Consider the following 13,689-nt stretch of genomic DNA (forward strand, 5'->3'; position numbering starts at 1 on the left):
CCATGCAGATCACCCGAAGCTCCGCCGCGACCGTCAAGGGTCCGGCGGACTGGTTCACCGGCGACGTGTACATCGACGCCGTGGCGGCCGCGCCCGCGCCGTCGCGAGTGACGGCCAACCTGGTGCACTTCATGCCCGGAGCCCGCACCCACTGGCACCGGCACCCGCTGGGCCAGACGGTGTTCGTCACCGAGGGCGTCGGGCTCTGCCAGCGCCGTGGCGGACCCGTCGAGGTGATCCGCCCCGGCGACCGGGTTCTGTTCGAGGCCGACGAGGAGCACTGGCACGGCGCGGCACCGGACCGGCTCATGGTCCACCTCGCGATCAACGAGGGCGACGACCACCACGACGTCGTGCACTGGCTCGAGCCGGTCACCGACGACCAGTACGCCGCACCGCCGGCGACCTGAACCCAAGCAACGACCACGTCCAGAGACGAAGGAGAACCACCCACATGCGCGTGAACGCCTGCGCCGCCCCTGCTGCCGGCGAACCGCTGGCTGCCACCACCATCGAGCGCCGCGAGGTCGGGCCCCGCGACGTCCTGATCGAGATCGAGTACGCCGGCATCTGCCACTCCGACATCCACACCGTGCGTGGCGACTGGGGGCCGCAGCCGTTCCCCGTCGTACCGGGCCACGAGATCGTCGGCATCGTCGCCGAGGTGGGTGCCGAGGTGACCCGCCACCAGGTCGGCGACCGGGTCGGCGTGGGCTGCATGGTCAACTCCTGCGGTGAGTGCGTGAACTGCCGCAACGGCGACGAGCAGTACTGCCTCAACGGCATGGTCGGCACGTACGCCGGCACGGACCGTGACGGCACCACCACCCAGGGCGGCTACTCCACGCACGTCGTCGTCGACGCGGCCTTCGTGCTCTCCGTGCCCGACGGCCTCGACCCGGCCGCGGCCGCTCCGCTGCTGTGCGCCGGCATCACCACCTACTCGCCGCTGCGCCACTGGAACGCCGGTCCGGGCAAGAAGGTCGCCGTCGTCGGCCTGGGTGGCCTCGGGCACATGGGCGTCAAGATCGCCCACGCCCTCGGCGCCGAGGTCACCGTGCTGTCGCAGTCGCTGAAGAAGCAGGAGGACGGCCTCCGGCTCGGAGCGGACCACTACCACGCGACCTCCGACCCGGGCACCTTCGAGCAGCTCGCCGGCCGCTTCGACCTGATCCTCAACACCGTGAGCGCCGGCATCGACGTCAACGCCTACCTGGGCCTGCTTGCGGTGAACGGCACCCTGGTCAACGTCGGTGCACCGCCGCAGCCGCTCGCGGTGCACGTGATGTCCCTGATCGGCGGGCGCCGTTCGATGGCCGGCTCGATGATCGGCGGCATCGCGCAGACCCAGGAGATGCTCGACTTCTGCGCCGAGCACGGCATCGGCTCCGACGTCGAGATCATCTCCGCCGACCAGGTCAACGAGGCCTACGAGCGCGTCCTGGCCTCGGATGTGCGCTACCGCTTCGTCATCGACGCCGCCACGCTCGCCTGACGGCCCGCGACGCGGGTCGTCGCGCGGTCAGAGGACGTCGACGAGACGCGAGTGGATCGCCCGGGACTGCGGGACGTAGGCCTGGGCCACCTCGCCGAGTCCCTGGACCACGGCGTGGTGGTCGTCGGGGCCGAGGTAGAGCGACTCGCCCCGGTTGAGGCTGAGCTTCTCGCCGGCGGACGTGCGCACGACGAGCTCGCCGCCGGTGCAGATCAGCACGCTGTGGTCGGTGCCGACCAGCTCCACACCGTCGGGAGCGGCGTGCGAGATCTGGGTGACGGCGAGCGCGAACTCCACGTCGGCCGGGGAGAACACCTCGGTGTCGAAGTCGACGAAGTCCGGGGTGACCCGGGCGACCCGCGCCATGCCGGTGTCGAGGCAGGCGACCAGGCCCTTGGGGTCGACGTGCTTGCTGGTCAGGCCGGCGCGCAGCACGTTGTCGGAGGTGGCCATCACCTCGAGGCAGAGCCCGCTGAGGTGCGCATGCATCACCCCGGTCTCGAGGTACGCCGCCTCGCCGGGCTGCAGGGTCATCCGGTTGAGCATCAGGGAGATCACCACGCCGACGTCGTCGGGATGGTGGTCGGCGATCTCGACCACCGTGCGGTAGGCGCGCTTGATGTCCATGCCGAGGGTCGCCAGCGCACGGCACGCACCGACGACCTGGTGCACCTCCCCGGCGTCGACGGGCGTGCTCAGCAGCCACTCGATCCGCCGCACGATGCCGGCGAAGCCCGGGTCGGCGCGCAGGTCGTCGGCCAGCCGCCGGGCGAGCGGTGTGTCGATCGGTCCGAGCACCCGCAGGATCTCGGCGGTCGGACGGAAGCCGATCAGGCTGTCGAAGGTGCTCAGCGCGTAGACCATCTCCGGCTTGTGGTTGCGGTCCTTGTAGACGCGCTCCTGGGCGTCGACCGGGACGCCCTCCTCGTCCTCGCGCGCGTAGCCGATCTCGGCGAGAGACCGGGACGGGTGCACCTGCAGCGAGAGCGGCCGGTCCGCAGCCAGCAGCTTCACCATGAACGGCAGGTCACCGGCGACGTCCGACAGCGGCTGCTCCTTACCGTCGCCGGCGATCGCCGTCGACGGCTTGAGCGGATGGGTGCCGATCCAGACCTCCGCCACGGGTCGCTCCGTGGCCTTGTCGCCGAGGAACCGCGGGATCGCGTCGGCGGATCCCCAGTCGTAGTTCTGGACGCCGTTGCGGAGCCGGTGCATCCGCTCAGACTATCGAGAGCCTCGCGGCGATCGGCGGCTCCCCGCCGTGGTCTGACCGTGCCTCACCCGAGCCGCGGCCGCGCGTGCAGCCCGACCTCGGGGTCGACCACGACCTCCTGCGCGGCGGGCAGACCGTCGGCGTCGAGGACCGCGTCGACGGGTACGGCGCGCTTGACCAGCCCGAGCGCGATCGGACCGAGCTCGTGGTGGCGGGCCGACGAGCCGACGAAGCCGACGTCGCGGCCGTCGTGCCGCAGTGGTGTGCCGGGCTCGGGCAGCCGGTTGGCGGTGCCGTCCAGGTGCAGCAGGGTGAGGCGACGCGGCGGCCGACCCAGTGTGTGCACGCGTGCGACAGTCTCCTGACCCCGGTAGCAGCCCTTGTCCAGGTGGACAGCGGCCCACGGCGCGTCGTCGACCGACACCCAGCCGACCTCGTTGGGGATCGTCCGCTCGTCGGTGTCGACGCCGAAGCGTGGCTCGCCGCGGGCGATCCGGAGCGCCTCGAAGGCCCACAGTCCGGCTGCCGGTCCCGCGGCCTCGGCGTACGCCTCGAGCCGGTCGCGCGGGACCAGGTCATAGCGACCGGCGCCCGCGCCGTCGCCGCCGGCCGGAGCCGGGCGCCACGCGACCGCCAGCTCCGCGGTCACGTCGGCGACCTCGACCTGCATGAGGAAGCGCATCCGGTCCAGCCACTCGACGAGGGCCGGCGCCGCGCCGGGCTCGACGTGCGCGGTGAAAGCCTCACCGTCGTCGACGGCGTAGAGCGCGTGCTCGACGTGGCCCTGCGGCGAGAGCACCAGCGCGACGGTCGGACGACCCGGCTCGAGCTCGGTCAGGTGCTGGGTCGTGAGCGAGTGCAGCCAGGTCAGCCGGTCGGGCCCGCTGACCCGTACGACGCCCCGGTGGGACAGGTCCACGAAGCCGTCGCCGGACTCGAGCGCCCGCTGCTCGCGGTTGAACGAGCCGTAGTGCGCCGCGACGGGTGCGTCGGTGCCGGCGCCCGCCACGGCACCAGGGAGGGCCAGGAGCGGGCTGGGGCTGGTCATGTCCACTCCAACAGTGTGCCCGGTGGCGGCATTCCTGCGCCGCCCGGGCGGGACGGCAGAGCGGGCGCCTGCGCGTCCGGGTGACCCGCCGAAGGAGTTCGCCGATCATGCGTACGTGCCAGATCCATCACGTCTATCGTGTCCGGGGTCGATCATCCGACGGATCGACCCGCATCGCCTCCCTCCCCTGCCGGACTGAACCCTCACGCACCCATCGGAGAACGCCTGTGACCGTGCAGTCCCCCAAGCACCGGGAACCGAGACGGATCGAGGGGCTCGACGTGCTGCGCGGGCTCGCGATCGGACTGGTGATGCTGCACCACGCGTGGACCGACGTCTTCGGCAGCGCCGGCATCGTCGGTGTGCTGATCTTCTTCACGCTCAGCGGCTACCTGATCACCTCGATCCTGATGGGCGACCTCGAGCGCGGCGGCAAGATCCGCTACGGCCGGTTCTACCGCAACCGTGCCCTGCGACTGCTGCCGGCGCTCTACGCGATGCTGGCGGTGCTGGCACTGGTGACCCTGACGATCAACCCGCGCGACGAGCGGGGCACGCTGGTGGCGGGACTCGTCGTCGCGGTCTTCTACGTCGCCAACCTGGTCGACACCGGCTTCTTCAGCATCACGCACCTGTGGACCCTGGCGACGGAGGAGCAGTTCTACCTGGCCTGGCCGCTGGTGCTGTCGATCGGAGTGCGCCTGAGGATCCTGCGGTGGCTGGTTGCCGGCACGGCGGTGGTGATCATGCTCGGCGTCTTCGTCACGCTCGGCGCTGCTCGCGCTCCGGGCCTGATCTACCCGCTTCCGACCTCCTGGGCGATCGCGCTGGTGATCGGCGCGTCAGCCCAGCTCAACCAGGCGCGGATAGCGCGCCGGCTGCCGTCGGTGAGCACCCACGCCGGCCGGGTGGTCCTCGGCACGGCGTTCGCGGCGATCCTCGGCCTCTCGGTGCTCCCCCTGCCGGACAACTGGCCGATCAGCTACTACCTCGGAGGCCCGCTCGTCGCCGTCCTGAGCGTGCTGCTGATCTTCGGGGCCCGGGAGTGGCGGACGATTCCCTCGCAGTCGCTGGCGCCGGTGCTGTGGCTGGGCACCGTCTCGTACGCCGCGTACCTCTGGAACCTGCCGATCGCCCTCTGGGCGGGGACCGACCACAACCACACGACGGCTCCGGTGATCTCGCTGGTCGCGACCCTGGCCGCCGCCGCCCTGAGCTGGTGGCTGATCGAGCGACCGATCGCGCAGTGGCGTGGACGGCGCGACGACCGCGAGGCGGAGCTCCGGGCGGTCTCGGCGCGCGCCTGACGCTCGCCGGCGACGCCCGCGTGCCCGAAGCGCAGCCGGGCCGGCGGTCTGGCGACCGCCGGCCCGGCTGGTGCGTCGACTACTTCTTGTTGAGGCTGAACTGCGCCGAGGTCGACGCGGCCAGGTACTTCCCGGAGTCACCGGCCCACGAGGCCGTCAGCGGGTAGAAGCCCGGCTTCTGGGTGAGCACGATCTGCGACGCCGCGACACCGCTGCTGTTGGTGGTCGCGGTCACCGACTGGCTGCCGATGACGAAGGTGACGACGTAGCCACCGAGCGGACGACCCAGTGCGTCGACCACCTTGGCCGAGACCGCGGTCGCCTTGTTCGGGGCACCCTTGAGGCCGCCGGTGTAGCTGATCGAGCTCGCCATCGGCGAGACCACGAACGGCAGCGAGCCGGTCGTCCCGGAGTCGAACAGCGTCGAACCGGCGTACGCCGCCGACACGGTGTGGTTGGCGGCCAGCTCGGTGACGACGTGGTCGAGCGTGGCATGTCCACTCGCGTTGGTCATCGCCGTGCCGACCACGGTGCTGTCGACGCTGAACACGACCGGCGCGTTGTTGATCGGCGCGCCGAACTCGTCCTGGAGCGACGCCGTCAGCGTGCTGGTGCTGCTGAAGTCGGCCGCCTGCGGACCTGTGTAGGCCAGCGTCGTGGCGTGCGACCGGACGTGCACGGTGAAGGTCCTCAGGGTGCAGGAGCCGTCCTTGTCGCAGACGTTCACCGTCGGGCTGCGGTCGCCGACCGTGGCCCAGGAGTGCGTCTCCGCCGGGCCGCCGTCGTCGATCGAGTCACCGTCGCCGAACACCCAGTCGTAGGTCAGCGTCGACTGGTCCGCCGAGCCGGGGTCGACCGCCTGCGCCTTGAGCGTGAGCGGCTTGCCCCAGGCCACGGAGACCGGCGACGCGGGAAGCACCGTGACGTTCGGCGCCACGTTGGAGACGTGGACGGTGAAGTCCCTGGTGTCGGTGAGCCCGGTCGCGTCGGTGACGACGACCTGTCCGGTGTAGTCGCCGTTGTCGGCGTACGTGTGCTTCGGCGTCGCGGTGTGGCCGGGGCCGCTGCCGTCACCGAAGTCCCAGGCGTACGTCGCCCCCGCCGCGCACGGTCCGGTCGCGCTGGTCGCGAACTGGATCGGGGTGCCCTCGACCCCGTCGGGTGCCGAGACCGCGCCGAGCGTCGGCGCGATGTTGTTCGCCTTGATGGCGCCCATCTCCACCGATCCTCCGGCACCGGTCAGGTCCATCGACGCGTTGCTGGTCGCCACCGTCACGGTGTCGGAGAACAGCTCGGCGCGGTAGCCCGGGAACGGTGGCGCGACCGGCACGATCCAGCCGGCCTGGATGCCGACCTTGCTCTCCACGTGCAGGCCGGGCGTGGAGGAGAACCCACCGAGCTGGTAGCTCAGCGCGTCTCCGTCGGGGATCTTGCAGCCGACCAGCAGCGGGTCGACCTGCGCGTCCTCGCCCAGAGCGAGGTTGCTGGTCCCGAGCACCTGGCTCGGCGTCTTCGCGGTGCGCAGCGTGTGCAGCGCGTCCGGCGTGACAGTCACGTCGGCGATCATCGTCATGTCCAGGTACGGGAGGCCGTAGCCGAAGTCGGAGGGGTCGAAGATCCCGACCTTGGCGCTCTCCAGGTGGCAGCTGTACGCCGCACCGCTGGTCAGCAGCGTGCAGGGACCACTGGCGGTGATCGACTCACCGAGCCCCAGGCCGACCGACCCGAGCGGAGTGTCCAGGTCGAGGTGGCCGTTCACGGAGTACTTGATGCTCAGCGTGCCGCCCAGCGGGTGCGTGTAGTGGACGGTCGGGTCGAGGTTGCGACCCTGTCGGACCTTGTCGGGGTCCCAGTCGACTCCGACCACGGCGGCCTGGTTCCAGGCGCCGTCGGCCGAGAAGGTGGCGGAGCCGCTCAGAGCACCGCTGCTGAACGCGTAGGTCTGGGAGCCGATGTTGCCGCTGCCGGTGAGCGACGTGCCGATGGCACCCGAGTCGGCGAAGGCGGCCGACGGAGCGGCGACCAGTCCGAAGGTGGCCAGCGCGACGCAGGCCACCAGGCCGGTCCCGCGCCGGTGGCGCGAACGGGTCAGGGCCTTGCCGGGTCGGGACGTGCGTGGATGGGACGGACGCAGGTGGAACGGGCGTGGCTGGGACATGCGGGACCTCCGAGTCGAGCAGGCCGCTCCCGAGCGTCTGCCTGCGGATGTGTGTCACCCCCACCGAGGTGGCGGTGGCACCCGCAGATACCCCTGTGCCCGGACTGTCCCGATTGGGAGCCGGAAGTCAGGGCTGGGTGGCGGCGCAGTCCTCGCACGTGCCGAAGACGGTCAGGTGGCCGTAGTCGGGGGCGAACCCGTGGCGCGCGGCGAGCGGCCCGAGCGCGGCCTCCATGTCGCTGCGCTCGACGCTGATCACCTTGCGGCAGCCGCGACAGACCAGGTGGGAGTGCTCGTGGCCGGCTGTCGAGTGGTACGTCGGGGCCCGGTCGCTCAGGTGGGCGTGGTGGATCAGGCCGAGCTCGTCGAGCAGCTCGAGGGTGCGGTACACGGTGGACAGGTTGATCGCCGACGAGTGCCGGCGGACCTCGCCGTAGACCTCGTCGGGTGTCGCGTGCCCGAGGGCCTGGACCGCGGCGAGCACCAGCTCGCGTTGCGGGGTGAGCCGGTGGCCGCTGTCGCGCAGGCGCGCCTGCCAGTCGTTCACCGGCTCACTGCCGTTTCAGCTGGGCGTGGGTGTGCGGCTGCAGGGGCTGGCCCATCGCGGCCATGTCGAAGGCGTACAGGAGATCGCCGTTGACGTAGCCGTACAGCCGCTTGCCGCCTGCGTACTCCTTGGCGGTGGCGGTGCGCGCGACGGTGTCGGTGGTGATCTCGAAGCGCGGCTGCTCCGGGTGCACCTCACCGTGCCAGATCTCGACGAAGCCGGTGTTGTGGGCCGCCACGACCTCCAGGGTCCCGTCCTCCTGGGGCCGGATGAACCCGGTCTCCTGCGCTGCCTCGCGCACGTGGTTGCCCTGGTCGTCGACGATCCACGAACGGCTCATGAAGTGGATGAACGGCCGGCCGTCCTGCTGGAAGAGCAGCTCCTGGCCGAACTGGAAGTCCTCGATGGTGGGGTACTCGCCGTGCCCGTTGCCTGCCCAGGTGCCGATCAGCCACGCCAGCCGGGCGCAGTTGGGGTGGATGTTCGGCGGGATCTCGAACGGCACGTCAGTCGTCTCCGGGTCGGCGCTGGGCGGAATCGGGCTGCTTCGCATCAGGATGGGTGAAGGTGAGGAGGTGGCGCATCGCGACGAGCGCCCACACCGCGACGGCGAGCAGCGCGCACGCCGTCACCACCACGAAGAACGCCTCCACGCGGTCAGCATAGGGTCTGGGTATGCGCAGCCTGGTGATCAAGTGCACGGCCGGAGCAGACGAGCCCGAGCGCTGCAACCAGGCCTTCACCGTCGCGGCCGCGGCGCTCGCGTCCGGCGCGCAGGTCACCCTGTGGCTGACCGGCGAGGCCGCCTGGTTCGGCGTGCCCGGCCGCGCCGAGGAGTTCCACCTCGAGCTCGCCGGGTCGCTCGCCGAGTCGCGCGACCTCGTCCTCGAGCAGGGTCGGCTCGTGGTGTGCTCCCAGTGCGCCGCGCGGCGCGGGATCACCGAGGCCGACCTGGTCGAGCGGGCGCAGGTGGCGGGCGCCGCCACCTTCGCGGAGGATGTGCTCGCCGAAGGCGTCCAGGCGCTCGTCTACTGAGCCACGCCCTAGGGCTCGTACGGGAACGCGCGCTCCAGCGAGCCGTCGAGCGTGGTCGCGAGGTAGCCGGACTCGCCGAACGCGTTGGCGACGTGGATGTCGACGTTCGGCGCGGGGTCGAACTGCGGCCGGTAGTCGATGACCACGTAGGTCTGCGAGACGCTCTCGACGCCGAGGGTCCTGCGGGCGCGGGCGATGTTGTGAACGAGCGCGGGCACGTCGAGCTGGTCGAGGTCGACGGGCCTCGATCCGGGGAAGTTCGCCGAGATGCCGCCGAAGTCGGTCCAGCCGCCGGCGGGTCGGTAGAGCATCCCGGCGTGCCGGTTCGTGCCGGGCTGCGGCACTTGCACGACCACGTAGTCGTCGTACAGCGTGAGGTCGACCACCTTCGTCGTCGACTGCCGGGTTCGGTACTCGTCGAGGAACCACCCGATGCCCACGGCGGTGAGGGCGTACGCCGAGCCGGTGCCGCCCGGCGTCGCCGTGGGGCCGCCGACCGGCTCGTCGGTGACGCCGTCGGTGGGGATCGGCTCGGGGGTGAACAGCTCACGGGTCGGCGGGGCGTCGGACCCTCGCGCGCCCAGGAGCGCCGACGCGCCGAGACCGAGCCCGACCACCACGAGGACGACGATCACGCCGACCGAGCGCAAGGTGCCCTTCGCGAAGGTCTTCGCCTGGTCGGTGACCTTGTCGGCCACCGCCTCCGGGTCCGCGCCAGCCCAGGACGCCGGAGCCGCGGGTGCGGTCGGCGTCGTGCCGCCGGCGGGCGGACCGGCCACGACGGGTGCGGGTGCGGCCTCGAGCTGGTCGAGGTCGCGCGCGATCAGGTCGAGCTCGGCCATGCTCTGGGCCGAGGCGACGTTCGAGAGCCGGATGTCGCGGTCTGCGGTGGCGATCCTTCCCTGGTCCGCGGCGCGCCTGATCCGTGCGACCAGAGCGCTGCGGTCGCGGTCACCCGGCTTGCGCTGCGGGTCGTCCACGCTTGGAGAGTAGGTGCTTTCGGCGGTCTCAACCACCGGAACCGGATGCCGGGGCGAGACCGAGGAGCTCTCGCGCCTCGGCGCCCGACATCGGCGTGCGCTGGGCCAGCCGGCCGAGCTCGGCGGCGCGCGCGACGAGCTGGTCGTTGTGCTCGACCGGCACGCCCCGGGCAAGGGTGAGCACGTCCTCCATGCCGACCCGCAGGTGGCCGCCCTTGCTGAGGGATGCCAGCGCCACCGCGAGCGTGCTGCGCCCGATGCCGGTCGCCGACCAGCTGGTCGTCCCGGCCGGGAGCGCGGCCACCGCGGCGACGAGGGCGTCCGCAGTCCCGGGCATGCCGCCGGGCACACCCATCACGAGGTCGACGTGCACCTTGCCGCCGTACGGAAGCCCGAAGCTGCCCAGCAGCCGATGCAGCGCAGCGACGTGGCCGAGGTCGAAGAGCTCGAACTCGGGCACCACGTGGCGCTCCTGGCTGAGCTGGTAGAGGTCGCAGACGAACGGCCACGGGTTGAGGAACACGTCGTCGCCGAAGTTCGTGGTGCCCATGGTGAGGCTGCACGAGTCCGGCGCCGCGTCGAGCACCCGCAGGCGGGTGTCCAGCGGGTCGTGCACGGAGCCTCCGGTCGATAGCTGCACCACCAGGCCCGTCGACTCCCGCAGCGCGGCGACCGTGTCGGTCAGTCGTGCGAGGTCGAGCGTCGGGCGGTGCTCACCATCGCGGATGTGGACGTGGATCATCCCCGCGCCGGCGGCCTCGCAGCGCTGCGCGGTCTCGACGAGCTCGGTCAGCGTCGTCGGCAGCTGCGGGCAGTCCGTCTTGGTGGTCTCCGCTCCCGTGGGCGCCACCGTGATCAACAGGTCTCCCATGTCGCACAGCCAACCACGGACGGCGGCCCCTATCCTCACGGGATGCGTGCCGTCCTGCAGCGGGTGTCACGGGCGACGGTGTCCGTCGACGGGCAGGTGGTCGGCCGGCTCGACCAGCCCGGTCTGGTGGTCCTGGTCGGCGTAACCCACGACGACGGGCCCACCGAGGTCGCCTGGCTCGCCCGGAAGATCCAGGACCTGCGGATCATGCGTGAGGAGAGGTCCTTGGGAGAGCTGGGGGCGGCGGCGCTCGTGGTCAGCCAGTTCACGCTGTACGGCGACGCGCGCAAGGGCCGTCGGCCGACCTGGGCCGCGGCAGCGCCCGGCCCGGTCGCGGAGCCGCTGTACGACGCCCTCTGCGCCGAGCTCGAGCGGCTCGGGACCCACGTCGAGCGCGGCGTGTTCGGCGCGCAGATGAGCGTCGAGCTCGTCAACGACGGACCGGTCACGGTCGTGCTGGACTCGGCCGGCTGAGGCCGGCGTGCACGGACGGGATGCACGTCACTTTTCGGACATCCGATCGTTCAACTGGTCGCCACGTTCGGAACTCGACAAGGATGCGTCGCCGTTCCGTCTAGACTCCGGTGGTCGGGTGGACCCAGCAACGAGCCAGAAAGTTCAGCGTGGATTTCAAGGAACTGCTGCGTATCGCGCAGCGCCGTTGGCTGACCATCGTCGTCTTCTTCCTGCTGAGCCTGGCCGCAGCAGGCGCACTGACCTACTCGATGACGCCGCAGTACCAGTCGACGGCGCGGATCTTCATCTCCACCGACACCAGTGGCAGCAGCATCGAGGCGTTCCAGGCCAGCGCGTACGCGACCCAGCGAGTGCAGTCCTACTCCGAGCTCGCGACCAGCCGCGAGCTCATGCAGCGAGTGATCTCGCGGTTGAACCTCAACCTGACGCCCCCGCAGCTCGCGGGCAAGATCACCGCCACGGTCGCGACCAACACCGTCATCATCGTGCTGGTCGCCACCGATCCGGATCCGACCGTCGCCCAGCAGATCGCGAAGGCGGAGTCGGAGGAGCTCACCGACTACCTCACCGACCTGGAGACCCCGCCGGGGAAGACCCCGCCGATCAAGGCATCCGTGGTCGATCCGGCGTCCTACAACGCAGGCCAGGTGAGCCCACGACCGGCGCTCAACCTGGTGGTCGGTGGCCTGATCGGGCTGCTGATCGGCTACGGCACCGCGGTGGTGCGCGACATGCTGGACAACACGGTCTCGTCGGCCAAGTCCATCGAGGACACGATCGACTCGCCTGTGCTGGCGAGCATCGCCTACGACAACGACGTGCCCAAGCATCCGCTGCTCACCGAGGCCGGTAGCCACGCGCCCCGGGTCGAGGCGTTCCGCCTCCTGCGGACCAACCTGCAGTTCCTCAACCTGGACACCCGCCCGAAGTCGCTGGTGATCACCAGCGCCGTGCCCGGCGAGGGCAAGACGTCCACCGCGACCAACCTGGCGATCGCGCTCGCCCAGACGGGCCAGCGGGTGCTGCTGGTCGACGGTGACCTCCGGCGCCCGAAGGTCGCCAGCGTGCTGGGGCTCGAGCGCTCGGTGGGCCTGACCACCGTGCTGGTCGGCCGGAGCGAGCTGCAGGACAGCATCCAGAAGCACGCGGCCAGCGGCATCTACCTGCTGGCGAGCGGCCCGATCCCCCCGAACCCCACCGAGGTGCTCCAGTCGCACGCCGCGCAGGCGCTCTTCGACCGGCTGAACCAGATGTTCGACATGGTGATCATCGACGCGCCCCCGCTGCTGCCCGTGTCGGACGCCGCCATCATGGCGCGCGACGTCGACGGCGCGATCCTGGTCGTCCGGCACGGCAAGACGACCAAGGACCAGCTCCAGCAGGCCCGGCAGCGCCTGGCCCAGGTGGACGCGAACCTCTTCGGTGTCGCGGTCAACATGACCCCGCGCCGCGGGAAGGGCACCTACGGCTACGGGTACGGCTACGGCTACGGCTACGAGCCGGAGGCACCCAAGGCCGCCAAGCGCATCAAGACCGCCTGAGCCGCCCGACGCCGACCCGGCAGCGGGTCACCTGGCTGCAGCGACCTCGATCTGGCTGATCGCGGTCGTGTTCCTCGGCCCCTTCTTCACCGCGAGGATCTCCAGGACCAGGGTGTCGGTGCCCGTGCGTGGCACCCTGATCGCCTGGAGCGCCCGCGAGGACGCGTCCGGATCGAGGCGCTGGACCACGCTCACCCCGTCGGCGAGGGTCCAGCGGACCCGGGTGATCCGGTTGTTCTCGGCGTACCGGTCGACGCCGCTGGCCGGATCGGTCTTCGCGTAGCCGGGCACCAGGCCCACCTCGGCCACGTCCACGGCGCTGCCGAGTCTGAGGGTGAGCTTCTCGCCGACGGCCGCGCCCGCGCAGCGCCACGCCGTGTCGGCCTTCGCGTCGATCGCGTTCGCGGGCACGTAGGTGACCTTGTGACCCGAGGAGTCACTCCCCGGAGGCTCGGTGCAGTCGGCGGAGATCGCGTCGACGGACACGGGCGTCACCGGACCGTCCCAGCCACCCGGGGCGAGGGACGGGGCGGCTTCGGAGGCCTTCGGGTGCGCGGGGTTCGACGTGGGTGCCTTCGTGGTGCCCACGGCGCTCGGCCGATCCTTCGCCTTCTGGTCGTCGGCGCCACCGAGGGCCGTCCCGACGGCGTACGCCGCGAGCACGAGCGCGAGGCCGGCGGCGCCGATCACGACGGGGAGGAACCAGCGTGACGAACGCCAGTCAGCGGCAGGCTCCGGCCGAGCATGCTCCTGCGACCGGTGGGTCCCGACCCGGACGACCTCTTGAGGGGGCACCTCGGGAAGTGCGGTGAGCACGGTCTGGTCGGAGTCAGGGCCCGTCTCGAGGGCGCGCCGGTAGGCCTCGCGGTACGCGTCCGCGAACTCCTCGGGCACTTCCGGCGGAGGAGCGTCAGGGATCTCGGGGCCCGGCATGACGCGGCTGAGCCTACCCAACCAGCCGCCGGGACGACCTCGCCCTCACACCGTCACGGTGCGAGGGCGAGGGCGCGGTCCGCA

At 71.3% G+C, this 13,689-nt stretch carries 15 protein-coding genes; 6 read left to right on the forward strand and 9 right to left on the reverse strand.

What is annotated here, in order from left to right:
• The first annotated feature begins 2 nt into the window (after window positions 1–2).
• Window positions 3–410, forward strand: coding sequence for a (R)-mandelonitrile lyase (locus ACVW00_RS17290; protein WP_457112133.1), 408 nt, complete (start codon window positions 3–5; stop codon window positions 408–410).
• A gap of 44 nt (window positions 411–454) precedes the next feature.
• Complete coding sequence (locus ACVW00_RS17295; protein WP_457112134.1) at window positions 455–1,495, forward strand: NAD(P)-dependent alcohol dehydrogenase; 1,041 nt, start codon at window positions 455–457, stop codon at window positions 1,493–1,495.
• Between the two features lie 27 nt (window positions 1,496–1,522).
• Here ACVW00_RS17295 and manA read toward each other — a convergent pair whose 3' ends face one another.
• Window positions 1,523–2,710, reverse strand: a complete 1,188-nt coding sequence (gene manA / locus ACVW00_RS17300) for a mannose-6-phosphate isomerase, class I (RefSeq protein WP_457112135.1) — start codon at window positions 2,708–2,710, stop codon at window positions 1,523–1,525.
• A 62-nt stretch (window positions 2,711–2,772) separates the two neighbouring features.
• Window positions 2,773–3,756 (reverse strand): CAF17-like 4Fe-4S cluster assembly/insertion protein YgfZ, encoded by a 984-nt coding sequence (gene ygfZ / locus ACVW00_RS17305; protein ID WP_457112136.1) that lies wholly within the window; start codon window positions 3,754–3,756, stop codon window positions 2,773–2,775.
• Between the two features lie 227 nt (window positions 3,757–3,983).
• On the opposite strand from ygfZ, the gene ACVW00_RS17310 reads away from it, so the two are divergent.
• Entirely contained in the window at window positions 3,984–5,063 is a 1,080-nt protein-coding gene (locus ACVW00_RS17310) for an acyltransferase family protein (RefSeq protein ID WP_457112137.1), read from the forward strand.
• 79 nt (window positions 5,064–5,142) lie between these two features.
• Here the strand turns inward: ACVW00_RS17310 and ACVW00_RS17315 are convergent, their stop codons facing one another.
• The 4 genes from ACVW00_RS17315 to ACVW00_RS17330 form a co-directional block, all read right to left on the reverse strand.
• Entirely contained in the window at window positions 5,143–7,221 is a 2,079-nt protein-coding gene (locus ACVW00_RS17315) for a PKD domain-containing protein (RefSeq protein ID WP_457112138.1), read from the reverse strand.
• 127 nt (window positions 7,222–7,348) lie between these two features.
• Complete coding sequence (locus ACVW00_RS17320; RefSeq protein ID WP_457112139.1) at window positions 7,349–7,768, reverse strand: Fur family transcriptional regulator; 420 nt, start codon at window positions 7,766–7,768, stop codon at window positions 7,349–7,351.
• A 4-nt stretch (window positions 7,769–7,772) separates the two neighbouring features.
• On the reverse strand, window positions 7,773–8,273 hold the full coding sequence (locus tag ACVW00_RS17325; RefSeq protein WP_457112140.1) for an FABP family protein: 501 nt from the start codon (window positions 8,271–8,273) through the stop codon (window positions 7,773–7,775).
• 1 nt (window position 8,274) lies between these two features.
• Window positions 8,275–8,421: a hypothetical protein gene (locus ACVW00_RS17330; RefSeq protein ID WP_457112141.1), complete on the reverse strand. Its 147-nt coding sequence runs from the start codon at window positions 8,419–8,421 to the stop codon at window positions 8,275–8,277.
• A gap of 22 nt (window positions 8,422–8,443) precedes the next feature.
• Between ACVW00_RS17330 and ACVW00_RS17335 the strand changes: the two genes are divergently transcribed.
• Window positions 8,444–8,803 (forward strand): DsrE family protein, encoded by a 360-nt coding sequence (locus ACVW00_RS17335; protein WP_457112142.1) that lies wholly within the window; start codon window positions 8,444–8,446, stop codon window positions 8,801–8,803.
• Window positions 8,804–8,811: 8 nt separating this feature from the next.
• On the opposite strand, the gene ACVW00_RS17340 is transcribed toward ACVW00_RS17335, so the two are convergent.
• Window positions 8,812–9,783 (reverse strand): DUF1707 domain-containing protein, encoded by a 972-nt coding sequence (locus ACVW00_RS17340; RefSeq protein ID WP_457112143.1) that lies wholly within the window; start codon window positions 9,781–9,783, stop codon window positions 8,812–8,814.
• 28 nt (window positions 9,784–9,811) lie between these two features.
• Entirely contained in the window at window positions 9,812–10,654 is an 843-nt protein-coding gene (locus ACVW00_RS17345; protein WP_457112144.1) for a 3-keto-5-aminohexanoate cleavage protein, read from the reverse strand.
• 42 nt (window positions 10,655–10,696) lie between these two features.
• Between ACVW00_RS17345 and dtd the strand changes: the two genes are divergently transcribed.
• The gene (gene dtd, locus ACVW00_RS17350) at window positions 10,697–11,128 is read left to right on the forward strand and encodes a D-aminoacyl-tRNA deacylase (RefSeq protein WP_457112145.1); all 432 of its coding nucleotides are present in this window, start codon (window positions 10,697–10,699) and stop codon (window positions 11,126–11,128) included.
• A gap of 149 nt (window positions 11,129–11,277) precedes the next feature.
• Window positions 11,278–12,672, forward strand: coding sequence for a polysaccharide biosynthesis tyrosine autokinase (locus ACVW00_RS17355; protein WP_457112146.1), 1,395 nt, complete (start codon window positions 11,278–11,280; stop codon window positions 12,670–12,672).
• Window positions 12,673–12,699: 27 nt separating this feature from the next.
• On the opposite strand, the gene ACVW00_RS17360 is transcribed toward ACVW00_RS17355, so the two are convergent.
• On the reverse strand, window positions 12,700–13,605 hold the full coding sequence (locus ACVW00_RS17360) for an NADase-type glycan-binding domain-containing protein (RefSeq protein ID WP_457112147.1): 906 nt from the start codon (window positions 13,603–13,605) through the stop codon (window positions 12,700–12,702).
• Window positions 13,606–13,689: the final 84 nt, after the last annotated feature.

The organism is Marmoricola sp. URHA0025 HA25, assembly GCF_054059435.1.

Excerpts from the sequence above, each read along its gene's own strand:
- ACVW00_RS17290 (WP_457112133.1), top strand. The coding sequence starts at position 3 with ATGCAGATCACCCGAAGCTCCGCCGCGACCGTCAAGGGTCCGGCGGAC.
- ACVW00_RS17295 (WP_457112134.1), top strand. The coding sequence starts at position 455 with ATGCGCGTGAACGCCTGCGCCGCCCCTGCTGCCGGCGAACCGCTGGCT.
- manA (WP_457112135.1), bottom strand. The coding sequence starts at position 2,710 with ATGCACCGGCTCCGCAACGGCGTCCAGAACTACGACTGGGGATCCGCC.
- ygfZ (WP_457112136.1), bottom strand. The coding sequence starts at position 3,756 with ATGACCAGCCCCAGCCCGCTCCTGGCCCTCCCTGGTGCCGTGGCGGGC.
- ACVW00_RS17315 (WP_457112138.1), bottom strand. The coding sequence starts at position 7,221 with ATGTCCCAGCCACGCCCGTTCCACCTGCGTCCGTCCCATCCACGCACG.
- ACVW00_RS17335 (WP_457112142.1), top strand. The coding sequence starts at position 8,444 with ATGCGCAGCCTGGTGATCAAGTGCACGGCCGGAGCAGACGAGCCCGAG.
- ACVW00_RS17345 (WP_457112144.1), bottom strand. The coding sequence starts at position 10,654 with ATGGGAGACCTGTTGATCACGGTGGCGCCCACGGGAGCGGAGACCACC.
- dtd (WP_457112145.1), top strand. The coding sequence starts at position 10,697 with ATGCGTGCCGTCCTGCAGCGGGTGTCACGGGCGACGGTGTCCGTCGAC.
- ACVW00_RS17360 (WP_457112147.1), bottom strand. The coding sequence starts at position 13,605 with ATGCCGGGCCCCGAGATCCCTGACGCTCCTCCGCCGGAAGTGCCCGAG.